This is a genomic window from Pedobacter sp. ASV12 (assembly GCF_016429155.1).
In the GTDB taxonomy this organism is placed as follows: Bacteria; Bacteroidota; Bacteroidia; order Sphingobacteriales; family Sphingobacteriaceae; genus Pedobacter.
Window position 1 is genome coordinate 1 of the sequence record NZ_JAELUC010000067.1, and the last position, 23,777, is coordinate 23,777.

Below are 23,777 nucleotides of genomic sequence, written 5' to 3' on the forward strand. Positions count from 1 at the left end.
GTACCGTACTCTGTATCAATTGCGCGGGGTTTAGTTCATCTACCTGTTAAAGCACAACTTCCTTGGCTTTCTATGTTTCTGGAATAAAATATAAATACTGTTCTTTTACGATGAGGTATGGATAAGATAGGTGGATTGAAGAAGGCCTAATGCCGCCTACTTTGTTCTTGGTTTTAAAATCAAGGTTCTCCATCACCATGATTTCACCCCTTCCATGCCAAAAATTAAGTTCTTCGTAGTAGATTTTAATCTGGTCGCCAACATTAACGATAAAGGGATCCGCAGCATAATCTGCCCTATCTTCTTTTAGCCATTCAATAGCATTCAGTTCCTTTTTTTCGATCAGATTACCGACTGATTGATCAACCACCCCGATATTCCACTTGTCGGCCAAGAACAGCTTGTTTAACAAAAACTTTAGCATTTCAGTAGGCATTAAGCAATTCAGGCTGAGCTGCGCGCTGGTTTTTCGATAACCATTGCGAAAGGACCAGCAGTTTCCAAATTTGTGGATAGCGGTTCCATTTGCCGGTCATGTGCTCATGAATGATCTCCTCCGTTCTCTTAATATGGATACCGGGAATATTTTTGAGTCTTTCTCTGGTTAAATTGTCTCTTACATATTCTTTAAGTTCGTTCCTGAACCAATGCTGAAAAGGCATGGTAAAGCCTGCTTTGGGCCGGTTAAAAAAGGCGGCCGGAACTTTTTCGAACAGGATATCTTTTAAGATCAGTTTTTGGTGTCCGTTCTGGTATTTAAAGGCAGTGGGCAAGCTGCGGGCAAACTCTATTACCCTGTAATCCATTAGTGGTGCCCTTACCTTAGAACTCGAAGACCATGACATGAAAAAGGCTATGAATTATGCTAGAGAGGGTGGTCGCCTAAGCGATAAACTTAACTATACCGCTGGTAAACTCAAGTACAACAAAAGAATGATGTACATATTTGCAACGCTTACGCAACATGACTCAGCTATAGCGTACGGCAAACAAATTCTTAAAATTGCTACAGAAACGAAAGATTCTTTTAGCATGGGCGTAGCCTACTTTACCTTGGGAGAGCGCTACAATTTCAAATCAGATTACGAAACAGGGATTGAATATAGTTTAAAGGGAGTACGTATTATAGAACGGTTGGATACTTCATCTAAAACAAGAGCCACTTTAAATGCGAGTATGGCCGCCAACTACTTGATGATCAAGGACTACAAGAAATCGATAGAATTTGGCGAGAAAGCAGAAGCCTTGGACAGAAAAAACAAGAATTACAAAAGTCTCACTTCTACCTTACTCAATCTGGGCAATGCCTACGATGCATTAGGTCAGGATGTAAAAGCACTTAAGGTCTATAAAGAAAGTTTAATGCTCTGCGATAAATACAACTTTCCAAGTTTTGTAGCTATGAATTGCGAAGGAATTGTAGAAATTATGGATAGGCAAAACAAATTAGACGAGGTAAAATATTATGCCGAAAAAGGACTGGCAACAGCCATTAAAATAGCCGATAACTTCAACATCATGTCTTGCTACCAGAATTTGGCGGTTTATTATTTAAAAACAAACCAACATGCTAAAGCCAAAGAATTACTTTTTAAAGCACTCGACATCAGCAAGGCCAACGATTATAAAGAAGCCAGAGGTACCCTATTGCAAAGTCTTTCCAATGTGCTGAACGCAGAGCATAATTATGCTTTAGCATCTCAATATCAAAGAGAAGCTACAAAAATTAGAGAAGATATTTTTACCGAATCGATGGCTCAAAAACACGCCAATGAAGAAGTAAAATTTGAAACAGAGAAAAAAGAAAGCCAAATCAAATTACAAACTGCAGAAATAAGGCAAAAAAACATTTTGAACTACTTTTTAATAGCCGGAACCATTGCTTTTTTAGCCATTCTCATACTCAGTTACCGCAACTATAAGCATCGCCAGAAATTGCAACAGACAAAAATAGATGAGCTGGAAACCGAAAAACAACTTACTGCAACCGAGGCCGTACTGAGGGGCGAAGCACAAGAACGCACCCGCCTAGCCAAAGATTTACATGATGGATTGGGCGGCATGCTCAGCGGCATCAAATTTTCATTAAACACCGTGAAAGAAAACCTAATCATGACCCCAGAAAATGCCCATGCTTTTGAGCGTAGCATTGATATGTTAGACAGCTCTATTAAAGAAATGCGCCGTGTAGCTCATAACATGATGCCAGAAGTACTGGTAAAATACGGGCTCGATGCCGCGCTAAAAGAGTTTTGCACCGAGATAGACCGTAGTGGCGTGGTGCACGTGAGCTACCAGTCGGTAGGCATGCAACAAGCCGAAATAGCACAAACCACTTCGGTTACCATTTACCGTATCGTACAGGAGCTGTTGAACAATACCATCAAACATGCCAACGCCAAAAATGTATTGGTGCAGTTGCATCAATCGGCACAGGAAAAACTGCTAGCGGTGACGGTAGAAGATGACGGCAATGGCTTTGACGCGGCTGTTTTGAAGCAATCTGGCGGAATGGGCTGGCCTAACATTAAAAACCGTGTAGAGTTTTTAAAAGGGCGTGTAGATCTGCAATCGAACCCGGGTAAAGGCACTTCGGTAATGATAGAAATTAATATTTAAGAGCAAGCGATGACAATAGGCGTTTTTGTGGTAGACGATCGTTACATGGTGATAGAAGGCATTCGTCACCAGATCATGCCCAACTCAACCCATTACGTACCTTTTGAACAACCAAACCAGCTTAATCAGCTCATCCTGGAATTTTTGGACATTCGTTAAAGAAAAGCAAGAATTAGCTTTGCAAAAAATAGCTGGATAAAAAAAAGCCACCCAAATGAATGGGTGGCTTTGTGGGCCCACCAGGACTTGAACCTGGGACCGACGGATTATGAGTCCGGCGCTCTAACCAACTGAGCTATAGGCCCTGAAAAACCAATTAGGTTTTGCGAGTGCAATGTTACATATTTGCAACGAATTTTGGAAACCCTTTTTATGGAAAATATAAAAAATATTATTTTCGATTATGGCAACGTAATCTTCGAAATCAACTTTAAACGTACCCAAAACGCACTCTTACAGCTCGGTATCCATAACACCGAACAATTTTTTGCCCACCAGAGCCACAACAGCCTTTTCGACGATTTTGAAGTAGCCGGCATTAGCCCCGATCAGTTTCGCGATGGCATCCGCGTGGCTGCAGGCAATCCACACCTGAGCGATGTCCAAATTGACGAAGCCTGGAACAGCCTCTTGATCGGCGTTTCTGAAGACAACCACCAGGTACTGCTCGATGTGAAGGAAAAATACCGTACCTTCTTATTGAGCAACAACAACGAAATCCACTATAACTGGATCATCAATTACCTGAGAAAGGAATTCGACATAGAGAATTATGATAATCATTTTGAAAAGGCCTATTTCTCGCAGCACATGAAACTGCGCAAGCCCAACGTCAATATTTTTGAGCAGGTGATCAGAGAAAACAACCTCAATCCAAGCGAAACCCTGTTTATAGACGATAGTCCGCAACACATTGAAGGTGCCAAAAAAGCCGGCCTAAATACCCTTTTAATGGATGTGCATCCCGAAAAGCTACGTACGTTTTTGCAACAGCACGGAATTTTATAGCTAACCTGCCACCGCTAACGGCCAGCTGCTATCCTCCCTTGTCCGGGTCATAATCCCAAGGCAAAAGCTGCGAAATCCGCCGATCAAACATATCATTGTACATGTATAAGCCAGTTTCAGGATAATAGCCCGTACGCTGAACATTAATCCCCTCATCCCCAACAAAATAAAAAATAGTAACAAGGCCTTTATTTTTCGCCTTAAAGTCTTTCATCTTCCATTTTTCCAAATTTTCTGGCGTAACCAACTTGTTATTCCGATCTAAAAACATCTGGTAATTTATCATCAGCGAATCTTTAGATTTAAAAGAAATGATATCCAGTTGCCTATTAAGCGAAGAATATCTTTTAATATTGGTCCTAACAGTATCGGCAGACAGTACATCTTCCTGCTTCATGATCATCTTGTAATAATTAGCTGTATCCCGTATTTTAAAAAGCTTGCCGATATCGTAAACTACGCTACTTTGAGTAACCGAGTTTTCTGTAAGTTTTTGCTGAATAATTTTTGATACTCTTTCCTTCTCCTTGTTTTGTATCGCTTTATAAACATAAACCACATATCCATTGCGAGTTAGCTCATTAGCGTGAAGCGCTCTCATAAAATGCATTTGCGAACCATAATAAGCCATATGCCTCCACATTACTACGGTCGCTTCTTTGTCTTTTGGACGGCTCATTTCTTCAAAAAATGCCGAATAGCTACATTCGAGCACATAAGTATTAAAGTCGTATTTAAAATTATCAAAATCTAGTTTTATACGATAGGCGGTTAATCGGTTTTCGATAATAAGCGGCGATTTTGCATAAACAGCCAACTGATTAGTAAGTTGATCAAAATAAAACACCAGTACTTCTGGATTTTTAATGGTACATCCAGCTACAAAGCTATGGCTGTTGCCCAGTAAAAGCTTACTGAATAAAGGGCCCCATTTATCGAAATTGCCGCTTTTGCTTTTTGTGGCCTTGATAACCACCTCATTTAAAGTATTGCTTTGCTGCTTTAGTTCAACTGCTAATTCATTGACATCCTGACTCTCTAAAATTATTGTGTTTTTATTATAGCCAATGTAAGAAAACACCAACTCTATTTTCCCGTTGAAAGGCACCGAAAATGCGAACTTGCCATCTTGGTCTGTAGCTGTTCCGAGCGTGCTGTTGTTTACATACACATTAACTCCTTGCAAAGGCTTCTTGGTTTTTTCATCATTTACCTGGCCTTTAATCAAAGTCTGGGCTTGCACAGCCATAGAGGCAAAGAAGAGCAAAAAGAGTAAATATTTTTTCATAAATTTAGGAAAGCTTTTTTTCAGCTGCTTCAATATCGAAAATTAACCGCTAATTTTTAAGAGATGAACGAAAAAAGATTTACATCCCTAAAGGAATTTTACCCTTTTTACCTGAGCGAACACCAAAATTCGACCAGCCGCATCTTGCATTTTATCGGAACGGCATTGCTGATCCTGGCACTGATTGCAGCCGTATTATTCCACAATTGGCGCTTTTTGGTGGCCATTCCCTTTATCGGTTATGGCTTTGCCTGGGTGGGGCATTTTTTCTTCGAGAAGAATAAACCCGCCACTTTTAAATACCCTGGCTATAGTTTGATGAGCGATTTTTTGCTGTTCTGGGATTTGCTGAGCGGCCAACAACCATTTAAGGTTAAATAGCTTTTGCCTATACGCACATAGAGAAAAGCAGTTTGATAACGGGTACCATCCCGGCTATCTTTACCTCGGTTAACAAAGCAAAAAATAGCATTTAAAAGCTTTTGCAAGCTTTGCACCAAGCATTTGGAGACAAGTAGTTTACACAAAATAACTGTTCGATTATTAAAACGCATTAAACATGGAAAACAACGCTAACGAAGGCAGCAAATGCCCTTTTCACGGAGCAAATCAGCAAAATATAGGCGGTGGCGGCACCAGAAACCGCGACTGGTGGCCAAATCAGCTGAAACTGAATATCTTAAGGCAACACTCTACCTTGTCCGATCCAATGGACAAAGACTTTAACTATGCCGAGGCGTTTAAAACCCTAGACCTCCAAGCGGTAAAAAAAGACCTTCATGCCTTGATGACCGACTCGCAGGAATGGTGGCCAGCCGATTTTGGCCATTACGGCCCGTTATTTATCAGAATGGCTTGGCATAGCGCAGGCACCTATCGCGTGGGCGATGGCCGTGGTGGCGCAGGAGCCGGACAGCAACGTTTTGCCCCTTTAAACAGCTGGCCAGACAATGTGAGCTTAGACAAGGCCAGGAGATTACTTTGGCCAATCAAACAAAAATATGGCCGTAAAATATCTTGGGCCGATTTGTTGATCTTAACCGGCAACGTGGCCCTCGAATCGATGGGCTTTAAAACCTTTGGCTTTGCTGGCGGACGCGAAGATGTTTGGGAATCGCAGGAAGATGTATTTTGGGGCAATGAAACCACCTGGCTTGGCGACAACAAAAGGTATAGTGGCGATCGCAACCTTGAAGATCCGCTTGGCGCCGTACAGATGGGATTGATTTATGTAAACCCCGAAGGTCCGGCAGGAAACCCAGACCCGATTGCCGCTGCCCGCGACATCAGAGAAACCTTTGCCCGCATGGCCATGAACGATGAAGAAACCGTTGCGCTGATTGCCGGCGGACATACTTTTGGCAAAACACATGGAGCAGGTCCGGCAACCCATGTTGGCAAAGAACCAGAAGCAGCCAACCTAGAAAGCCAAGGCTTGGGTTGGGCCAGTACTTTCGGCACGGGCGTAGGCAAAGATGCCATTACTAGTGGCTTGGAAGTGACCTGGACAACCACCCCTACCCAATGGAGCAACAATTTCTTCGAAAACCTATTTAACTTTGAATGGGAGCTTTCTAAAAGTCCGGCCGGCGCACACCAGTGGGTAGCCAAAAATGCCAGCCCAATTATTCCTGATGCTTTCGACGCCTCGAAAAAACAGCTGCCAACCATGTTAACCACAGACCTTTCGTTAAGGTTCGACCCAGCTTATGAAAAAATTTCAAGACGCTTCTTCGAAAATCCAGATGAGTTTGCCGATGCCTTTGCCCGTGCCTGGTTTAAACTTACCCATCGCGATATGGGGCCGGTATCGCGCTATTTAGGTCCAGAGGTACCCAGCGAAGAACTCATTTGGCAAGATCCAATTCCGGCAGTAGATCATGTATTGATCGATGGCAACGACAGCATCGCCTTAAAAGCGAAAATATTAGATTCGGGCCTATCAATTCCAGAACTGGTATCAACAGCCTGGGCTTCGGCCTCTACTTTCCGCGGTTCAGACAAACGTGGTGGGGCAAACGGGGCACGCATCCGTCTTGCGCCTCAAAAATACTGGCTGGTTAATAACCCTACCCAACTAGCGAAGGTATTGGATAAGCTTACAGCCATCCAAAACGAGTTTAATGCCGCAGCAAATGGAGGCAAAAAAGTATCGCTTGCCGATTTGATTGTCCTGGCTGGATGTGCGGGGGTAGAAAAGGCAGCCAAAGATGCAGGCCATGCCATTGAAGTACCTTTTACGCCTGGCCGTACAGATGCCTCGCAAGAACAGACCGATATTGATTCTTTTGCATTCCTAGAGCCAGGTGCCGATGGTTTCCGCAACTACAGGAAAACGAAATATCCGGTTTCGACAGAGGCTTTGCTCATTGACAAGGCACAATTATTAACGCTTACTGCACCTGAGCTAACCGTATTGCTCGGGGGATTGCGCGTACTAGGCACCAATTTCGATGGTAGCCAACATGGCGTTTTCACCAAGCGCAAACATGTACTGACCAACGATTTCTTCATCAACCTGCTCGATATGGAAACAGCCTGGAAAGCCATAAGCGACGACCAGGAGCTTTTTGAAGGCCGCAACCGCAGCACCGGCGAAACTCAATGGACCGCTACCCGCGCCGATTTGGTATTTGGCTCGAATGCAGAATTGAGGGCAGTGGCCGAAGTTTATGGCAGTGCCGATGCGCAGCAAAAATTCGTAACCGATTTTGTAGCCGCCTGGAACAAAGTGATGAACCTCGACCGGTTCGATCTGGCCTAGCTAACAACTTCGTACTTCAGCATAGCCAAAGCCCGCATTTGCACGCCAAATGTGGGCTTTGGCTTTTGAAGCAGCATCCGTCGTTTGTAAAGTTTCTTCCTTTTTTTGCTTTTCACAAATAACAAAGCCATATTTGTAGCCATGAGCAAAAGGAACATACTTCAAACGATTGTCCGCCTCTTCAATCCGAAGAGCGGAACGCGTATGCCTATTGCCGTTTATCAATTGCCTTTTGCCAGCATTTCATTGAAGCCCATCGCCCTTAACCAGCGTAAAGACTTCATTCAATAAACCCCGGATCCTACAGCTTTTTCTTGATTTCGGGGGATAACCACCTCTTATTTTAATGCCATGCCTTTGCATTGGGCCATCCATTCACTTTAATTTATCTTAAGATGAACACCAAATCCATTTTATTGTCTAAAAGCGACTACAAATTTCTGAGCGAACACTTAGAAAAAGCCATCATGAGCGACTACAACAAACAGCGCCTGAGGGAAGAAATCAAAAATGCCAAAATATTCGATGATGAGCAGTTGCCTGCCGACGTAGTTTCCTTATACACAGAGACTAAGATTGAAAGCACTGATAATGGTCAGGAATTTGTCTTTAAATTGGTTTTGCCCAAAGATGCCGATATCAAACAGCAGAAAGTATCTATCTTTGCCCCTATCAGCATAGCTTTGCTGGGCTACCAAACCGGCGATTTGATCAACTGGGAAATGCCCGATGGCATTAAGGCCTACAAAATCATTTCAGTTCGGAAGCTGGCCACCAACGAATTATAGGGTATCAACGAACCTGCTTTATTGCATATGAAACCAGAAAGCAAAGAAAAAATAAAAAAATGGGCCAAAAGATTTGGTTTCTGGGGCTTTATTTTTTTTCTAGCCAAGGGTTTGGCCTGGCTTGCCCTTGGCTATTTTGTATTGAAATAGCTGGCCTGCTTATCATTTGTAACAACCAATGATAAACGATTAACTGATTGGACCATGGACTGTTAACTATAGGCTATCGACCATAGACTAACCGCTAAATCCTCCTCCTCGCCTTTTCCTTGCTAATGAGGCCCAGTTCCCTTCCGGTTTGCCCGGCAACAGAAGTATTTTCCTGCGCTCTCCTGAACAAATACGGCATTACCGCTTTGATTGGCCCGTACGGCACATATTTGGCTACGTTATAGCCGGCATCAGAAAGGTTAAAGCTCAGGTTATCGCTCATGCCCAGCAACTGGGCAAAAAAAGCATGCGGGTGGTTATGCGGAATCTGCTTTTCGTCCATCAGTTCGGTAAGCAAACGGCTGCTTTCTTCGTTGTGCGTACCACAAACGAAACCAATCTGGTCGATATGTGCTACACAGAACCTCAGCGATTCGTCATAATCATGATCGGTACTGGCTTTATCAGGCTGTATGGGCGATGGATAGCCCATCTCGGCCGCACGCTTGCGCTCTTTTTCCATGTAGGCTCCACGTACCATTTTAACGCCCAGGATAAACCCGGTTTCTTTGGCAATCAGGTAATCAGCCTGCAAATCGGCCAATTTATCATGCCTATACATTTGGTAGGTATTGTAAACAATCAGCTTTTGCTGGTTAAACTTGGTCATCATTTCCAAGGCCAGCATATCGATGGTATCTTGGATCCAGGTCTCTTCGGCATCGATCATTACCGGCACCTGTTTATCAAAAGCCGTTTGGCATATTTTTTCGCAACGCTTTCTAACGCGATCAAATTCGGTCGTTTCATCAGCGGTTAAGGTTTGCTTGGCATCGAGTTTTTCCAACAAGGCAAAACGGCCGATACCAGTTACCTTGAATACGGTAATCGGGATGCGCGGATCGCCATCGGCCCTTAAAATGGTGCGGATAATTTCCTCACAGGTAAAATCAAATACTTCTTCTTCCTCCTCGCCTTCTACCGAATAATCCAGAATCGTACCCACCTTGCCCAAATGCAATTGCTCAATGGTATGCTCGCAATCCTGAATAGTTTCTCCGCCACAAAACTGCTTAAATATGGTTGCTTTAATGGCTCCTTTGATCGGAAAGCCAATATTGAGCATGAAGTTGGTAATGGGAGGGCCTATTTTGGTGAGGAAGTTGTTGCCGATGATCTTGAACAACCAATAGGCTTGGTTCAGTTCGGCATTGGATTTATTGCGGAAAGCGATTTCTGTATTGTCAAAATTGATTTTTCTTGCGGGGTGTGTTTCCATTGAAGTGTATTTTACTTGGTCAGACGAGTGCAAAAATATAAATAACAATGATTCTTTAGCTAAAACACTCTGCAAATAATTGTAAATTTGCAGCGCAATGATAAAATTCAAACTAGAAGGCGAATTCATTCCGCTAATAGCCCTTTTAAAGGCTGTTTCGCTGGTTCAAAGTGGCGGCGAGGCACAAATGGTGGTGGAAGATGGCCTGGTCAAGTACAATGGTACGGTAGACCGCCGCAAACGACTAAAAGTTCGCCAAGGCGACAAGGTAGAATTTATGGGCAAAACAATTGAAGTCGAATAATGAAAACGATCAACTGCGACGGACATTCCATTTATTTCGAATCGGGCCTTGTCCCTTTAAAAGAGCTTTTGGCGCAACGCAACTATAGCAAGGTTTTTGTTTTCGCCGATAGCCACACTTCCGAACTTTGCCTGCCTTTGTTTAGGGAATATTTAGACGAACTGGAAGATTTCGACATCATTGAAACCGATCCGGGCGAAGAAAACAAAAACATCGATTTTTGCATCGGCATTTGGAAAACGCTATTGGATTTCGGTGCCGACCGCAAATGCCTGATGATTAACCTGGGTGGTGGCGTGATTACCGACATGGGTGGCTTTATTGCCTCGACCTATAAAAGAGGGATCGATTTCATCAATATTCCTACCACCCTGCTCTCGCAGGTTGATGCTTCTGTAGGTGGCAAGACCGGTATCGACATCGACAACGTAAAAAACATGGTGGGCACTTTTGCTTTGCCACAAGCTGTTTTTATCGAAAATGCCTTCTTGCAAACCCTTTCTACAAGAGAAATGCTTTCGGGCTTTGCAGAAATGATCAAACACGGATTGATCGCAGATGCAGCCTACTACCAGGCGCTTAAAAACGTAGCTTACCAGACCGTTTCATCAGACGACATTTACCGTTCGGTAGAAATTAAGCACGAGGTAGTTACCGCCGATCCTTTTGAAAAAGGCTTGCGCAAAATATTGAATTATGGCCACACCATCGGCCACGCTGTTGAAAGCTATGCCCTAACCAACGACAAAAAACCGTTAACGCATGGCGAAGCTATTGCCATTGGCATGATTTGCGAAGCATTTCTTTCGGCCAAGTACTGCAACCTCGGCCAAGGAGAACTCAATGACATCAGCAACTATATCGTAAGCATCTACCCTAAATACCAGATCAAGGAAGACAGTTTTGCCCAGCTGATCGAGCTGATGCAAAGCGACAAAAAGAACGAAGAAGGCTTTATCCTGTTCTCTCTGCTTGATAAAATTGGCCAATGTACCTACAATTGCAAGGTTACGGATGCCGATATCCTGGAAAGCTTAAATTATTACAATTCATTATAAGTTAAGAACAACGTATGACATTTACCGGCAGCGATATTTCTGTAGGCACTTTATTTGGAGGGGTAATTGTTTTGACCTTGGTCGAAATGTATTTTAGCTATGCCCACGACCGTAAGCTGTATACCAAAAAAGATACCTTAAACAATATCTACCTCATGTTGGCAGCGGTTTTGGTTAACCTGACCATGAAAACGGCTACCTTTTTTCTGTTGCAGTATTGCTACGAAAACTACCGCTTGTTCCAGATCGAAAATGTTTGGCTGTACTGGATCGTGCTGATCCTGGCACAAGATTTTTTATACTGGTTTCTGCATACCGTGGGCCATTACGTACGCTTTTTCTGGGCCATGCACGTTACCCACCATTCCTCAGAATATTTCAACCTTACTACAGGCTTCCGTTCAACAGTTTTTGAACCTTTGTACAGGGTGTTTTTCTACCTGCCTTTGGCCTTTATGGGCTTCAATGCACTAGATGTGCTTTTTGCCTATTTGGTAACCCAAATTTATGGCAACATTGTGCACACCCAAACCGTGGGCAAGCTCCACCCTATTATCGAGTATATTTTCGTTACCCCATCGCACCACCGGGTGCACCATGCCAGCAACGTACGCTATTTGGACAAAAACATGGGCATGGTGCTTATTCTATGGGACAGGTGGTTCGGCACTTTTCAGGCAGAAGTACCGCAGGAAGAAATCAAATACGGCTTAACCAAGCAACCCGACGATTCGAAGTTCAGCAACATCGTTTTCCACGAGTGGATTGCCTTGGCACAGGATGTGAAAAAAGCACCTACTTTTTGGGACAAGGTGAAATATGTATTCAACCCTCCGGGATGGAGCCACGATGGCAGTACCCAAATTGCCAAGGTGATGCAAAGAGAGCTGAGAGAGGCCGAGCAACGGGCAAAGAAAGAAAGCGTTTAGTCGATAATACTTCCCTTTTAATGGTGTAGGTTTTTATGGGTATAGACCATTGTCGTTGGGCTGTTGTCTATAAAACACTATATTGTACCAAATTAAACGCCCATGAAAACATTTGCCCTGTTAATCTTCCAATTGTTTCTTTTAGCTAGGCTTACCGCTGCCCAGCAAAGCGAAAACATTAAATATTTCGACACTAAAAACAGGCCCATCACCGAGAAAAAATTTAAAGAGCGTCGGGCTACCAATCAAGTATTGGACATTGTTGGCGATTCTACAAACCATCGCAAACTCATTGAAAGGGAGGAAAATGGACAATTTGCAGACTATGCCAAACTGGTTTCAGCCATAGAAAAAGCAAGTGGCAAAAAAATAGACACCGAAAAACCCCTGGTTATTATTTATTATCCCGGAAAAGATAAGTGCAACGAAACGATTTCGCTTTCAAAATCCACTTCCTATTACCGCAGCCTGCAAAAGCAATCAGATGCCCATCTCATTTTTGTGTACAAAGACTTCGATAGTTCGACCGGTAACATTCCAGACAAATGGATCAAAGACCCTGAAGCGCTGGTAGAAAAATCATTCTTTAAATACCATTACCCCTGCCAAAGTTTCGTAGCCATATCCAAAACCGGAAAGTACAGCAGCTATTTTGGCGAGTTCCCTCTTTCCTTTGTCGAAAAAGCGGTAAAAGCGGTGCAATAAGCTCATCTTCTGACCTTCTTGAAAAAGGCTTCACAAACAACAAAATTTAATTTTGTTCAAATTATTTTCACTTCGCTCTTGACAAATTAAATTCGGGTGTGTACATTTGACACCATAAAGCAAAAAATGAATTTAACAACTACATATTGGTTCGGCTACTTTTACTACTTTAGTAAGAGCCGGGACTAGTATGCAAAAAATAGCAAAAGAATATTTGTATATAAAAAGTCCCGGCATACCGCCGGGACTTTTTTGTTTTAACGCAAAAACGTCAATGAAAACACCAAAAACAAAGGTAGCCATCCAAGGTATCAAGGCATCGTTCCACGAAGAGGCCGCATTCAAATTCTTCGGCAGAGACATCGAAACCATCGAGTGCAACTCTTTTAAGCAAACTTGCGAGAGCTTGGAAAAAGGCGAAGCTGATTATGTGATCATGGCCATCGAGAACTCTATTGCCGGTAGCTTATTGCCTAACTATACCTTGATCAGAGAATATAATTTTGCCGTAACCGGCGAGGTTTACCTGCCGATCCAGCTCCATCTGATGGCCTTGCCCGGTGTTAAGTTCGAAGACGTTAAATTTGCTACTTCCCATCCTATTGCCATCAGGCAATGTGTTGACTTTTTTGACGATTTCCCAGCCATTCAGGTCATTGAAAGCAATGATACCGCCGCCTGTGCCAAGAAAATCAGGGACGAGCAACTGAAAGATACCGTAGCTATTGCCAACACCCTGGCTGCCGAATTATATGGACTCAATATCATCGAACGCCGCATCGAATCAAACAAAAAGAACTTTACGCGTTTCCTTATTTTAAAGAAAGATAAAACAGAGGACATCAAGGAAATCAACAAGGCTTCCATCTGTTTTCAGGTAGGCAACCATGTAGGTGCTTTGGCCAAAGTGCTCAACCTTTTTGCCGAGCTCAACGTAAACTTGACCAAAATACAATCTATGCCGGTGCTGGGCAAAAGAAACGAGTATTATTTTTACGTAGACATGGAGTGGACCAACATGGAAAACTACGATACTGCCATTAGAAAGGCCCTCAAATACACCGTAAACTTCAACATCATGGGCGAGTACCAAAAAAACGACAAGGTATAAAATGGAAACGCAACGTCAGCATATCATCGAAAACTACATCAAAGCTTACAACAGCTACGACACCAAAGGTATATTAACCGATCTAGCATCGACAATTGTCTTTAACAACTTTAGCAACGGAGAACTTACCTTGAGTTTAAATGGTGTTGACGAATTTGAAAAACAGGCGCAACTGGCCACCACCCTCTTTAGCGAACGGAAACAACAAATTATGGAGCTTGCAGAAGAAGGCGAAACCATAAAAGCGGAGATCCAATACGATGCCGTTTTGGCACAGGATCTTGCTGAAACTTTAAAAAAAGGCGACAGTTTGAGTTTGAAAGGAAAATCGGTCTTCCATTTTAACAACGACAATCAAATCGTTAAAATAGAGGACTTTAGTTAAGCATTAAAATAGTATTAAATTAAAAAGAATCATAAAACCCCAATAACCCCCGAAAAATGAAATTACAATTAAACATCCAACCTCTGAACAGCTGGATCAGCGTAAAAAACGAACCTTTACTAATCTCTGGACCATGCAGTGCAGAAACTGAAGAGCAATTGCTATCTACCGCGCACTTGTTGGCCGCAACTGGCAAAGTAAGCGTGTTGAGAGCAGGTATCTGGAAGCCACGTACCCGTCCGGGAGAATTTGAAGGCATCGGCAGCATTGGTTTGGAATGGCTGAAACGCGCCAAAGCAGAAACCGGCCTGCCTACAGCCGTTGAGGTAGCCAATGCCAAGCACGTGGAAGAGGCTTTGGCCGCTGGCGTTGATATCTTATGGATTGGTGCCCGTTCAACCGTAAATCCGTTCACCGTACAGGAAATTGCCGATGCCTTGCAAGGCGTTGATATCCCGGTATTGGTTAAAAATCCGGTTAACCCTGATTTGCAATTATGGATTGGGGCTTTAGAACGCATCAACAAAGCCGGAATCACTAAATTGGGTGCCATTCACCGTGGTTTCTCTTCTTTCGAGAAAAGTGCCTTCCGCAACGAACCGATGTGGGAAATGGCCATCCAATTGAAAACCTTGTGCCCTGAATTGCCGATCATCAACGATCCGAGCCACATTTGCGGCAACCGCGACTTGATTTCTTACGTAGCGCAAAAAGCATTGGATTTGGATATGCAAGGCTTGATGATCGAATCGCACATCGATCCTTCGGTAGCTTGGACCGATGCCAAACAACAAGTAACTCCAGCGGCACTAGCCGATATCGTTAACAATTTCACCCTACGCAAACCCGAATCGAAAAACGAAGATTTTACGGATAAATTAGCCGATTTGAGAGCCCAAATTGATAAAATTGATGATTTGGTATTCCAAAAACTGGCCGAACGCATGGGCATTACCCAAAAAATCGGCGAATACAAAAGAGATAACGGCGTAACCATTCTGCAGGTAAACCGTTGGGACGAAATCATGAAAAAACGTACTGCTTTTGCCAAAGCCCTGAAATTGGACTTGAATTTTACCGAAAAATTATTGGAATTGATCCACGGCGAATCGATCCGCAAACAAACCGAAATCATGAATGCAGGCAAAGCCGAAGAAGGAATTGCAGCCGAAGCCCACGCCGAAGCCAAAGCATAATATAACCAATTGTCATCCCGAGGCAAGCTCGGGGTGACGATTTTGGATAATAGCCCACCTCATTCAACCCCAAAAAATGTCTAAAAACCTATTGCTTTCTTTCGAAGGGAACAAACAAATCAATACCGAAATCAGGCTAACCGGCTCTAAAAGCGAGTGCAACAGGGCATTGATCATTTCGGCACTGAGCAAAGGAACCGTTGGCGTAGAGAACCTTTCTGTAGCGGCCGACACGGTGACTTTGGATGCCAAATTAAAAGCTATCGCCGAAAATAAAAATGAAACACTCACTGTCGACATTGGCCCTGCAGGTACAGCCATGCGTTTTTTAACAGCTTTTTTGAGCCTACAATCGGGTAATTTTCTGCTGACAGGAACCGAACGCATGAAGCAAAGGCCAATCGGCATTTTGGTTGAGGCGCTCCAAAGCATCGGCGCCAAAATCAGCTATGCCGAAAACGAAGGCTTCCCTCCCCTGCATATTGGAGGTCCTTTTGAACAAAGCCAAGCCAGTGTAAAAATCAAAGGCGACATCAGCAGCCAATACATTTCTGCCCTGCTCATGATTGCTCCTTGCCTACCCCAGGGCCTTAGCCTGGAAATAGAGGGCGAACTCACTTCCAAGCCCTATGTGGAAATGACCTTAGCCATGTTAGAACAGGCAGGCATTGTACATGGGTGGCAGGAAAATGTAATCAGCATTGCACCGCAACAGTTCAAACCTGCCAAGCTTTATGTAGAACCCGATTGGAGCGCAGCCTCTTACTGGTATGCCATTGCGGCATTGGCCGACGAAGCCGAAATCTTTTTGCCGGGCCTAAACGGCTACAGCTTGCAGGGTGATAGCAAAATCACCGAAATTATGGCCAACTTTGGCATTACTTCGCAGTTTAAAAACGGTGGGGTATTGCTCAAAAAAGAACCTAAACCAATAGAACGCAAAATCTTCGATATGAAGGAATGTCCCGATTTGGCGCAGACTGTAGTGGTTATCTGTGCCGCTTTGGGCCACGATGCGACGTTTACGGGCCTGGAAACCCTCAAAATTAAGGAAACCAACCGCGTGTTAGCGCTACAAACCGAGCTGGCCAAGATCGGTGTAAAATTTATCGAGAAAAACTTCAGCTATAAGTTAGATTGCTCGGGGCTTCATTTCCCCGATAAAATCAGCATCAGCACTTACGAAGATCACCGCATGGCCATGGCTTTTGCTCCTTTGGCTCTCAAAATCGCCACTGTAGAAATCGAAGACGAACACGTGGTTGACAAATCTTATCCTTATTTTTGGAAAGACTTGGCGAAGGCTGGTTTTAATATGGGTACAGCGTAATGCGATTTGCGTAAGGCGCTTAAATTAAAATATAAAATTGTATTCGATGAGAGCTCAATACTCAATACTCAATACTCAATACTAGAAAAATGGCAGGAAACTCATTCGGAAAGTTATTCAAGATTACTACTTTTGGCGAATCGCATGGCGTGGCTATTGGCGTAATTATCGATGGTTGTCCGGCAGGATTAACCATAGACCTTGATTTTGTGCAATCGGAATTGGATAAGCGCAGGCCTGGACAATCGAAAATCACCACGCAACGCAAGGAAAGCGATACCGTACAGGTGCTTTCAGGCATTTTTGAAGGCAAGAGTACCGGAACACCGATCAGCCTGTTGATTCCTAACGAAGACCAGCGTTCGAAAGACTACGAGCACAACAAAGATGTTTACCGTCCTTCGCATGCCGATTATACCTACGATGCCAAATACGGCATCCGCGACCACCGCGGTGGCGGCCGTTCTTCGGCTCGCGAAACCGCGGCCCGCGTAGCTGCCGGAGCTATTGCCAAATTGTTGTTGAAACATTTTGAGGTCGAGATTTTTGGACATGTAACGGCCGTTGGACAAATCAATGCGCCAAATTTCAATTCCAATAACCTAACCGAAGCACTCGCCACTCGCGAAGAAAATATTGTTCGCTGTGCCGATCCGGCCACAGCCAAAGAAATGATCGATTTTATCGACTCGGTACGCAAAGATGGCGATACTGTTGGTGGTAAGGTGGGTTGCATAATTAAAAACTGTCCGGTTGGCTTAGGTGAACCTGTTTTTGATAAGCTCCATGCCGATTTAGGCAAGGCCATGCTCAGTATCAATGCCGTCCATGGGTTCGAATACGGATCGGGCTTTGCAGGCAGCGAAATGCGCGGATCTGAACACAATGATATTTTTATAGCTGGCGAAAAACCTTCTACACTAACCAACTTCTCTGGAGGCATTCAAGGTGGCATCAGTAATGGTATGGACATCAATTTTACGGTTGCCTTTAAGCCCGTAGCTACGATTATGCACAACCAACAAACGGTTAATGCCGCTGGTGAAGCGGCCGAGATTAAAGGCAAGGGCCGCCATGATCCTTGTGTGGTGCCCAGGGCGGTAATTATTGTAGAAGCCATGGCCGCTTTGGTGCTGGCCGATCATTTGTTAAGGCAAAGAAGCGCGAAGTTATAGTTTTTTGATAGATTGGCCATAGTCCATCAATCGTCATGACGAGGAGGAACGGCTAGCCACGGGTAATCATATGCGATAGCCTAAAAGGGCCTGGATTTGATCCGGGCTTTTTTGCATATAGCTCTGTTTAATTGCAAGGATTAGCTAGCCTTCTTTCTTTTCGGTTAACCCTGATGTCAATTGCATTCATGAACAATAAACCTATATTTGGCTTATGAAATATCTTTTTTTCTTCCTGTTCCTAATTAGTGTGGCAGCCAATGCCCAAAATTATCAGCAAACCATAGCACAGCATCGCGAAGCCTACAAAGCCGATTTTCTGAAGGAAGAACGTTCGCCATTAAAAGAAGCCGACCTCGTTAACCTCGATTTCTTTAAGCCCGACAGCAATTACCGGGTACAAGCCAAAGTTTCTCTGCTCAACAACCAGAAAGCTTTCAAAATGCCAACCTATGCAGGCACCACAGCCGATTATATTCGCTATGCAAAAGTAGATTTTAAGTTAAACGGTCAGGCGCTGACCCTCACTTTATACCGTAGCATTGCCTTGTTGCAGCATCCCCAATATAAAGACCTTTTGTTTCTGCCTTTTACCGACGAAACCAACAACAAAAGTGCTTATGGGGGTGGCCGTTACATCGATCTGGATCTAAAAACCATTAAAAACGGCCAAATCGAAATCGATTTTAACAAAGCTTACAATCCTTACTGCGCCTATAGCTCGGGCTACCGGTGCCCTATTCCACCCGAAGAAAACGATTTGGCCATAGCCATCGAAGCCGGCGAAAAATTGTACAAGGGCGAGAAGAAACATCCTTAGGGGTTGTGGGTTACGAGTTGTAGGTTTCCAGTTATCGAATTAAGGACAACAGAGTAGTTGGTCGCTAGTATAATAGTAGTAGGTAAGCCTATTTCCTATCACCCGTTAACTACAACCTAAACAACAAACCACCTAAACACCTAACTAAAACAGCTTAGGAAACTTATCCGGATTGCTTTCGTGCATGATTTCGTAAACCGCTTCCATCACGTCGTCGGTTGATGGTTTGCTAAAGTAATCGCCATCAGAGCCATAAGGCGGACGATGGGCCTTAGCCGTTAGGGTTTTTGGTTGGGCATCTAGCTTATAATAGCCTTTTTGTTCTTCTAAAATCTGCTGCATAATAAATGCCGTTGCGCCTCCCGGAACATCTTCGTCTATCACTAGCAATTTATTGGTTTTTTGCAACGATTTAGCACAAACCTGATCGGTATCGAACGGTAAAAGGGTTTGCGGATCAATAATTTCAATCGAAATACCCATTTGCTCCAGTTCTTCGGCAGCTTCCTCTACGATACGCAAGGTGGAACCATAAGTTACCACGGTTAAATCGGTTCCTTCTCTCAAAATCTCGGCCTTGCCCAAAGGAACGGTAAAACTGCCCACATTTTCGGGCAATTTCTCTTTTAAACGGTAGCCGTTGAGGCATTCGATCACCAAAGCAGGTTCGTCTGACCTGAATAAAGTATTGTACATGCCTGCCGCCTGGGTCATGTTGCGCGGTACGCAAATGTGCATGCCTCTCAAAGAGCCCAAAATCATGGCCATCGGCGAACCTGAGTGCCAAACCCCCTCCAAACGGTGTCCGCGAGTACGCACAATTACCGGCGCTTTTTGTCCAGCCTTGGTACGGTAAGATAAACTGGCCAAATCATCGCTCAATACGTTGAGAGCAAACAGTAAATAATCCAAATATTGGATTTCGGCAATCGGCCTTAAGCCACGCATGGCCAAACCTATGCCCTGGCCCGCAATGGTCATTTCCCTGATGCCCGTATCGGTTACGCGCAATTCGCCATATTTGGCCTGCAAACCGGCAAAGCCCTGGTTTACATCGCCGATGTTACCCAAATCTTCGCCAAAAGCTACTAAACGTGGGTCTCTGGCAAAATTAGAATCGAAGCAGGCATTCAATACCTCCCTGCCATCGATCATTTTGCTGTTTTCGGTATAAACGGCCTCCACAACTTCTACCGCAAAAGGACTTTCCTTGCCATCGGTAAATAGTTTTGAGCTGTATTTTTCTTCGTTAACGCCAGCCTGTTCCTGGTACCATTTTACCAGTACATCACGCGCTGGCGAGAGTGAATGGACGCTCTGACGAATGGCTTTTCTGGCGGCATTCATCACTTCCCTTCTCAATGCATCGGGTGTAGAAGCCAATTGCGAAGCGATTTTAGCAAGCACCGGATTGCCATTGGCCAAAGCATTGATCATGTTGATTACTTGAGCTTGCTCTTCCTTAATGCTTTCCAAAAACTCGTTCCAGGCTTCTTTTTGCACTTCGCGAACATGTTTTTTGGCTTCGTCTTCCAATTGGATCAGCTCTTCGTCGGTAGCAATTGCCGATTCGATCATCCAATTGCGCATCTGTACAATACAATCGTGCTCTTTTTCCCACGCTAACCTGTCTTTGTCTTTATAGCGTTCGTGCGAGCCCGAAGTAGAGTGCCCTTGTGGCTGGGTCACCTCTGTAACGTGTATCAAAACCGGTACATGCTCGGTACGGCATACTTCAATCGCTTTTTGATAAGTTTCGCATAAAGCGGGATAATCCCATCCTTTTACCTTGAATATTTCGTAGCCGTTGGTGCCTTCTTCGCGCTGAAATCCTTTTAGGATCTCGGAAATATCTTCTTTAGTGGTTTGATATTTGGCCGGAACCGAAATCCCATAAGCATCGTCCCAAACCGAAATGGCCATAGGCACCTGCAAAACACCCGCAGCATTGATGGCTTCAAAAAATACGCCTTCCGAAGTCGATGCGTTGCCGATGGTTCCGAAAGCCACTTCGTTGCCGTTTACCGAGAAGTTTTTAAGGTAATCGAGTTCAGGATTTTGCCTAAACAGCTTGGAAGCATAAGCCAAGCCCACCAAACGGGCCATTTGTCCGCCGGTTGGCGCAATATCAGACGAGCAGTTCTTTACCTGCGTGAGGTCTTTCCAAGAACCGTCTTCGTTTAGCGAACGTGTAGCAAAGTGGCAGTTCATTTGTCGGCCGGCCGAAGAAGGATCAGCTTCGACACTTGGATTTGCATACAGTTGCGCAAAAAATTCTTTCAATGTGGCAATACCCGTAGCAAAGGCAAAAGTTTGGTCGCGGTAATAACCCGAACGCCAGTCGCCATTTTTGAAGGCCTTGGCCATAGCCAATTGAGGCACCTCCTTGCCGTCGCCGAAAATACCAAACTTGGCCTTACCAGTTAACACTTCCTTTCGACCCAGCAAACTCGCCTGGCGGCTCTCTACTGCTATCCTATAGTCGTTGATTACTATGGTTTTAAAGTCGTCGAAACTCAATTCTGAAGCATCAATCTGATTGGTCATTAGCTTGCTATTTGACATCATAAGCGGTATTGGTTAGGGCACAAAGATACGATTCTTTCTAAATAGCGCCGAATACTCCAATGTAATTTAAATGGTAGAATAGTTTGGAATAGTTTTTGTATTAAGCTTTAAAACAATTAAATTTGTTTAAACCCGAAGAAAGATGAAAAATTTAATTTTGTTATTTACGTTGATGCTGGGCGTAGGATTTGCCACCAAGGCACAGACCAAGCCTGCAGAGTTTAAGTTCGAAACCGAAACCCATGATTTTGGGAAAGTAGTCTTGAACAAACCGGTTAGCTTTACCTTCAATTTTACCAATGAAGGCGATGCACCGCTGATCATCTCGAAAGTGGAAACCACTTGTGGCTGTACCGTTTCAGAATATACCCAAACTCCTGTCAAAAAAGGCGAAAAAGGCTTTGTAAAGGTAACCTTAACCCCTGCAGGATCGCCACTTCCTTTCAATAAAGCCATCACCCTGACTTCAAATGCCAGGACAACCACCAAGGTGCTTTATATCAAAGGCGAATCGGTCAATGGATCGACCAAGTAAAATTCTTGAAGATATTTAAACAAAAACCCCGTTAATCCAACGGGGTTTTTTATTTTTGTGCCATGCCAAAAATATCAGAAAAAGGGCTCCAAATGCCCGCTTCCCCTATTAGAAAACTCACTCCTTTTGCCGACAAGGCCAAGGCGGCGGGTAAAAAAGTTTACCATTTAAACATTGGTCAGCCAGATATTGCTACACCAGAAGGCATGCTTAATGCCGTAAAGAACATAGATTTTAATGTTTGGGCCTATACCCCATCTGAAGGTACCTTAGCCTATAGGACCAAACTCACCGAATATTACAACAAATTGGGCTACAACATTAAGCCCGAAAACATTTTGGTAACCGTTGGCGGTTCGGAAGCCATTACCATTGCCATGCAAACCTGCGTAAACGAAGGCGATGAAATCATTATCCCTGAGCCTTTTTACGCCAATTACAATGGTTTTGCCTGTATGAGCAACGTGGTAGTTAAGCCCATCCTTTCGTACATCGAAAATGGTTTTGCGTTGCCTCCCATTGCCGAGTTCGAGAAGCTGATTACGCCAAAAACCAAAGCCATCATCATCTGCAACCCGAATAACCCAACCGGTTATCTGTATTCGAAAGAAGAACTGGAAGCCTTAAAAGCCTTGTGTTTGAAGTACGATTTGTTCCTGTTTTCTGACGAGGCTTACCGCGAATTCTGTTATGATGGACGCGAGTTTATTTCGCCGATGCACCTGGAGGGCTTGGACGAAAACGTAGTGGTTATGGACACCGTATCTAAACGCTACAGTGCCTGTGGTGCCCGTTTGGGTTGCTTGATCACCAAAAATGCCGCAGTTATTGCTTCGGGATTGAAGTTTGCACAGGCCCGTTTAAGCCCGGGTATGGTGGAACAGATTGCCGGAACTGCCGCCGTTGATACCCCAGACAGCTATTTTGAAGAAGTAAATAAGGAATATACCTTGCGCAGAGATACTTTGGTTAAGCGTTTAAACAACATGGAAGGCGTGTTCTGCCCTAATCCGGGTGGCGCTTTTTATGTGGTGGCCAAATTGCCTATCGACGACGCAGATGCTTTCTGCCAATGGATGCTGGAAAGCTTTGCGCATAATAATGCCACGGTAATGATGGCGCCGGCAACAGGCTTCTATTCAAGTCCAAGTACAGGCAAAAACGAATTAAGGATGGCTTATGTATTGAATACTGCCGACCTCAATGCCGCCATGGATTGCTTGGAAAAAGCTTTAACAGAATATCCCGGAAGAACACTTTAGTGGATGGTTTAGTGCATGGGTGGTTTGCGAACCAAGAACATGCAACCCGAACTTATTCCGGCACAATACAAATAAAAAGCCTCCCAAAATTGGGAGGCTTTTTAATGAAAACCCGGTAAAGCCCACAATTTCTTGCCTTTAAACAATTACCTCAACTCGTCTATCAAAAGCAAATGGCCTAAATTGTCGCTGGCCGTCTTATCTGCATCGGTACGCAGGTAATTAACGTGGTTAATCACTATTTTTCCAATTTCGGCTCCATTGTGCCAATTTCCGTCCGTGTAACGATATACAGCAGTTTGGTACACATGACCTTTTGCCATATTGCTAATCACATCATCTTTGCTTAAAATATGGCCTCTGTACAATCTTCCAGAACCATTAGGCAAATGGGCTAACACATGCGTGATGTGTGAACCATTTGTGGCCTGTCTCTTATACACATCTAAAAGGGGGGGGGGGGGGGGGGGGGGGGGGGGGGGGGGGGGGGGGGGGGGGGGGGG

At 44.1% G+C, this 23,777-nt stretch carries 25 protein-coding genes and 1 tRNA gene; 19 read left to right on the forward strand and 7 right to left on the reverse strand.

The window, feature by feature from the left end; translation table 11 throughout:
• Positions 1-70 precede the first annotated feature (70 nt).
• Positions 71-424: a glucosamine inositolphosphorylceramide transferase family protein gene (locus JHD69_RS14590; protein WP_199141079.1), complete on the reverse strand. Its 354-nt coding sequence runs from the start codon at positions 422-424 to the stop codon at positions 71-73.
• A gap of 1 nt (position 425) precedes the next feature.
• Complete coding sequence (locus tag JHD69_RS14595) at positions 426-845, reverse strand: asparagine synthase-related protein (RefSeq protein WP_199141080.1); 420 nt, start codon at positions 843-845, stop codon at positions 426-428.
• A gap of 10 nt (positions 846-855) precedes the next feature.
• On the opposite strand from JHD69_RS14595, the gene JHD69_RS14600 reads away from it, so the two are divergent.
• Complete coding sequence (locus JHD69_RS14600; protein ID WP_199141081.1) at positions 856-2,619, forward strand: tetratricopeptide repeat-containing sensor histidine kinase; 1,764 nt, start codon at positions 856-858, stop codon at positions 2,617-2,619.
• Between the two features lie 9 nt (positions 2,620-2,628).
• On the forward strand, positions 2,629-2,778 hold the full coding sequence (locus JHD69_RS14605) for an alpha/beta fold hydrolase (protein WP_199141082.1): 150 nt from the start codon (positions 2,629-2,631) through the stop codon (positions 2,776-2,778).
• Between the two features lie 72 nt (positions 2,779-2,850).
• Here JHD69_RS14605 and JHD69_RS14610 read toward each other — a convergent pair.
• A tRNA-Ile gene (locus JHD69_RS14610) sits at positions 2,851-2,924 on the reverse strand.
• 67 nt (positions 2,925-2,991) lie between these two features.
• On the opposite strand from JHD69_RS14610, the gene JHD69_RS14615 reads away from it, so the two are divergent.
• Positions 2,992-3,627 (forward strand): HAD family hydrolase, encoded by a 636-nt coding sequence (locus tag JHD69_RS14615; protein WP_199141083.1) that lies wholly within the window; start codon positions 2,992-2,994, stop codon positions 3,625-3,627.
• A 28-nt stretch (positions 3,628-3,655) separates the two neighbouring features.
• Here the strand turns inward: JHD69_RS14615 and JHD69_RS14620 are convergent, their stop codons facing one another.
• The gene (locus JHD69_RS14620; protein ID WP_199141084.1) at positions 3,656-4,915 is read right to left on the reverse strand and encodes a carboxypeptidase-like regulatory domain-containing protein; all 1,260 of its coding nucleotides are present in this window, start codon (positions 4,913-4,915) and stop codon (positions 3,656-3,658) included.
• A 63-nt stretch (positions 4,916-4,978) separates the two neighbouring features.
• Here JHD69_RS14620 and JHD69_RS14625 point away from each other — a divergent pair, with 63 nt between their 5' ends.
• The 4 genes from JHD69_RS14625 (at position 4,979) to JHD69_RS14640 (ending at position 8,467) form a co-directional block, all read left to right on the forward strand.
• A complete protein-coding gene (locus JHD69_RS14625) occupies positions 4,979-5,296 on the forward strand; it encodes a DUF962 domain-containing protein (RefSeq protein WP_199141085.1) in 318 nt (105 codons plus the stop codon).
• Positions 5,297-5,474: 178 nt separating this feature from the next.
• A complete protein-coding gene (gene katG, locus JHD69_RS14630) occupies positions 5,475-7,679 on the forward strand; it encodes a catalase/peroxidase HPI (RefSeq protein WP_199141086.1) in 2,205 nt (734 codons plus the stop codon).
• A gap of 141 nt (positions 7,680-7,820) precedes the next feature.
• Positions 7,821-7,970, forward strand: a complete 150-nt coding sequence (locus tag JHD69_RS14635; protein ID WP_199141087.1) for a hypothetical protein — start codon at positions 7,821-7,823, stop codon at positions 7,968-7,970.
• Positions 7,971-8,074: 104 nt separating this feature from the next.
• On the forward strand, positions 8,075-8,467 hold the full coding sequence (locus JHD69_RS14640) for a GreA/GreB family elongation factor (RefSeq protein ID WP_199141088.1): 393 nt from the start codon (positions 8,075-8,077) through the stop codon (positions 8,465-8,467).
• Positions 8,468-8,711: 244 nt separating this feature from the next.
• Here JHD69_RS14640 and JHD69_RS14645 read toward each other — a convergent pair whose 3' ends face one another.
• Positions 8,712-9,896: a proline dehydrogenase family protein gene (locus JHD69_RS14645; RefSeq protein ID WP_199141089.1), complete on the reverse strand. Its 1,185-nt coding sequence runs from the start codon at positions 9,894-9,896 to the stop codon at positions 8,712-8,714.
• Positions 9,897-9,993: 97 nt separating this feature from the next.
• On the opposite strand from JHD69_RS14645, the gene JHD69_RS14650 reads away from it, so the two are divergent.
• From JHD69_RS14650 to JHD69_RS14695, 10 genes are all read left to right on the forward strand, one after another.
• Positions 9,994-10,200: an RNA-binding S4 domain-containing protein gene (locus JHD69_RS14650; RefSeq protein ID WP_199141090.1), complete on the forward strand. Its 207-nt coding sequence runs from the start codon at positions 9,994-9,996 to the stop codon at positions 10,198-10,200.
• Complete coding sequence (aroB, locus tag JHD69_RS14655; protein ID WP_199141091.1) at positions 10,200-11,258, forward strand: 3-dehydroquinate synthase; 1,059 nt, start codon at positions 10,200-10,202, stop codon at positions 11,256-11,258. Before JHD69_RS14650 ends, aroB begins: the two co-directional genes overlap by 1 nt.
• Before the next feature lie 14 nt (positions 11,259-11,272).
• A complete protein-coding gene (locus tag JHD69_RS14660; RefSeq protein WP_199141092.1) occupies positions 11,273-12,187 on the forward strand; it encodes a sterol desaturase family protein in 915 nt (304 codons plus the stop codon).
• Positions 12,188-12,289: 102 nt separating this feature from the next.
• Positions 12,290-12,892 carry a hypothetical protein gene (locus tag JHD69_RS14665; RefSeq protein ID WP_199141093.1) on the forward strand — a complete coding sequence of 201 codons (603 nt, stop codon included), beginning with the start codon at positions 12,290-12,292 and terminating at the stop codon, positions 12,890-12,892.
• A gap of 274 nt (positions 12,893-13,166) precedes the next feature.
• Positions 13,167-14,003, forward strand: coding sequence for a prephenate dehydratase (locus tag JHD69_RS14670; protein ID WP_199141094.1), 837 nt, complete (start codon positions 13,167-13,169; stop codon positions 14,001-14,003).
• A 1-nt stretch (position 14,004) separates the two neighbouring features.
• A complete protein-coding gene (locus JHD69_RS14675) occupies positions 14,005-14,388 on the forward strand; it encodes a nuclear transport factor 2 family protein (RefSeq protein WP_199141095.1) in 384 nt (127 codons plus the stop codon).
• 56 nt (positions 14,389-14,444) lie between these two features.
• Complete coding sequence (locus JHD69_RS14680) at positions 14,445-15,584, forward strand: chorismate mutase (RefSeq protein WP_199141096.1); 1,140 nt, start codon at positions 14,445-14,447, stop codon at positions 15,582-15,584.
• Between the two features lie 76 nt (positions 15,585-15,660).
• The gene (aroA, locus tag JHD69_RS14685) at positions 15,661-16,914 is read left to right on the forward strand and encodes a 3-phosphoshikimate 1-carboxyvinyltransferase (RefSeq protein ID WP_199141097.1); all 1,254 of its coding nucleotides are present in this window, start codon (positions 15,661-15,663) and stop codon (positions 16,912-16,914) included.
• Positions 16,915-17,003: 89 nt separating this feature from the next.
• Entirely contained in the window at positions 17,004-18,089 is a 1,086-nt protein-coding gene (gene aroC / locus JHD69_RS14690; RefSeq protein WP_199141098.1) for a chorismate synthase, read from the forward strand.
• 214 nt (positions 18,090-18,303) lie between these two features.
• Entirely contained in the window at positions 18,304-18,909 is a 606-nt protein-coding gene (locus JHD69_RS14695; protein ID WP_199141099.1) for a DUF1684 domain-containing protein, read from the forward strand.
• 144 nt (positions 18,910-19,053) lie between these two features.
• Here the strand turns inward: JHD69_RS14695 and JHD69_RS14700 are convergent, their stop codons facing one another.
• Complete coding sequence (locus JHD69_RS14700) at positions 19,054-21,477, reverse strand: alpha-ketoacid dehydrogenase subunit alpha/beta (protein WP_199141100.1); 2,424 nt, start codon at positions 21,475-21,477, stop codon at positions 19,054-19,056.
• Between the two features lie 142 nt (positions 21,478-21,619).
• On the opposite strand from JHD69_RS14700, the gene JHD69_RS14705 reads away from it, so the two are divergent.
• Both JHD69_RS14705 and JHD69_RS14710 read left to right on the forward strand, forming a co-directional pair.
• Positions 21,620-22,012 (forward strand): DUF1573 domain-containing protein, encoded by a 393-nt coding sequence (locus JHD69_RS14705; protein WP_199141101.1) that lies wholly within the window; start codon positions 21,620-21,622, stop codon positions 22,010-22,012.
• A gap of 62 nt (positions 22,013-22,074) precedes the next feature.
• Complete coding sequence (locus tag JHD69_RS14710) at positions 22,075-23,274, forward strand: pyridoxal phosphate-dependent aminotransferase (RefSeq protein WP_199141102.1); 1,200 nt, start codon at positions 22,075-22,077, stop codon at positions 23,272-23,274.
• A gap of 146 nt (positions 23,275-23,420) precedes the next feature.
• On the opposite strand, the gene JHD69_RS14715 is transcribed toward JHD69_RS14710, so the two are convergent.
• Complete coding sequence (locus JHD69_RS14715) at positions 23,421-23,717, reverse strand: DUF3892 domain-containing protein (RefSeq protein WP_370583498.1); 297 nt, start codon at positions 23,715-23,717, stop codon at positions 23,421-23,423.
• Between the last annotated feature and the right edge of the window lie 60 nt (positions 23,718-23,777).

What these genes read in the sequence shown, in the direction of transcription:
- JHD69_RS14695 (WP_199141099.1), top strand. Translation starts at nt 18,304, where the DNA reads ATGAAATATCTTTTTTTCTTCCTGTTCCTAATTAGTGTGGCAGCCAAT.
- aroA (WP_199141097.1), top strand. Translation starts at nt 15,661, where the DNA reads ATGTCTAAAAACCTATTGCTTTCTTTCGAAGGGAACAAACAAATCAAT.
- JHD69_RS14600 (WP_199141081.1), top strand. Translation starts at nt 856, where the DNA reads ATGAATTATGCTAGAGAGGGTGGTCGCCTAAGCGATAAACTTAACTAT.
- JHD69_RS14645 (WP_199141089.1), bottom strand. Translation starts at nt 9,896, where the DNA reads ATGGAAACACACCCCGCAAGAAAAATCAATTTTGACAATACAGAAATC.
- JHD69_RS14675 (WP_199141095.1), top strand. Translation starts at nt 14,005, where the DNA reads ATGGAAACGCAACGTCAGCATATCATCGAAAACTACATCAAAGCTTAC.
- katG (WP_199141086.1), top strand. Translation starts at nt 5,475, where the DNA reads ATGGAAAACAACGCTAACGAAGGCAGCAAATGCCCTTTTCACGGAGCA.
- JHD69_RS14670 (WP_199141094.1), top strand. Translation starts at nt 13,167, where the DNA reads ATGAAAACACCAAAAACAAAGGTAGCCATCCAAGGTATCAAGGCATCG.
- JHD69_RS14625 (WP_199141085.1), top strand. Translation starts at nt 4,979, where the DNA reads ATGAACGAAAAAAGATTTACATCCCTAAAGGAATTTTACCCTTTTTAC.
- JHD69_RS14620 (WP_199141084.1), bottom strand. Translation starts at nt 4,915, where the DNA reads ATGAAAAAATATTTACTCTTTTTGCTCTTCTTTGCCTCTATGGCTGTG.
- JHD69_RS14590 (WP_199141079.1), bottom strand. Translation starts at nt 424, where the DNA reads ATGCTAAAGTTTTTGTTAAACAAGCTGTTCTTGGCCGACAAGTGGAAT.
- JHD69_RS14710 (WP_199141102.1), top strand. Translation starts at nt 22,075, where the DNA reads ATGCCAAAAATATCAGAAAAAGGGCTCCAAATGCCCGCTTCCCCTATT.
- JHD69_RS14705 (WP_199141101.1), top strand. Translation starts at nt 21,620, where the DNA reads ATGAAAAATTTAATTTTGTTATTTACGTTGATGCTGGGCGTAGGATTT.
- JHD69_RS14680 (WP_199141096.1), top strand. Translation starts at nt 14,445, where the DNA reads ATGAAATTACAATTAAACATCCAACCTCTGAACAGCTGGATCAGCGTA.
- aroC (WP_199141098.1), top strand. Translation starts at nt 17,004, where the DNA reads ATGGCAGGAAACTCATTCGGAAAGTTATTCAAGATTACTACTTTTGGC.
- aroB (WP_199141091.1), top strand. Translation starts at nt 10,200, where the DNA reads ATGAAAACGATCAACTGCGACGGACATTCCATTTATTTCGAATCGGGC.
- JHD69_RS14605 (WP_199141082.1), top strand. Translation starts at nt 2,629, where the DNA reads ATGACAATAGGCGTTTTTGTGGTAGACGATCGTTACATGGTGATAGAA.
- JHD69_RS14635 (WP_199141087.1), top strand. Translation starts at nt 7,821, where the DNA reads ATGAGCAAAAGGAACATACTTCAAACGATTGTCCGCCTCTTCAATCCG.
- JHD69_RS14665 (WP_199141093.1), top strand. Translation starts at nt 12,290, where the DNA reads ATGAAAACATTTGCCCTGTTAATCTTCCAATTGTTTCTTTTAGCTAGG.
- JHD69_RS14595 (WP_199141080.1), bottom strand. Translation starts at nt 845, where the DNA reads ATGTCATGGTCTTCGAGTTCTAAGGTAAGGGCACCACTAATGGATTAC.
- JHD69_RS14640 (WP_199141088.1), top strand. Translation starts at nt 8,075, where the DNA reads ATGAACACCAAATCCATTTTATTGTCTAAAAGCGACTACAAATTTCTG.
- JHD69_RS14700 (WP_199141100.1), bottom strand. Translation starts at nt 21,477, where the DNA reads ATGATGTCAAATAGCAAGCTAATGACCAATCAGATTGATGCTTCAGAA.
- JHD69_RS14660 (WP_199141092.1), top strand. Translation starts at nt 11,273, where the DNA reads ATGACATTTACCGGCAGCGATATTTCTGTAGGCACTTTATTTGGAGGG.
- JHD69_RS14650 (WP_199141090.1), top strand. Translation starts at nt 9,994, where the DNA reads ATGATAAAATTCAAACTAGAAGGCGAATTCATTCCGCTAATAGCCCTT.
- JHD69_RS14615 (WP_199141083.1), top strand. Translation starts at nt 2,992, where the DNA reads ATGGAAAATATAAAAAATATTATTTTCGATTATGGCAACGTAATCTTC.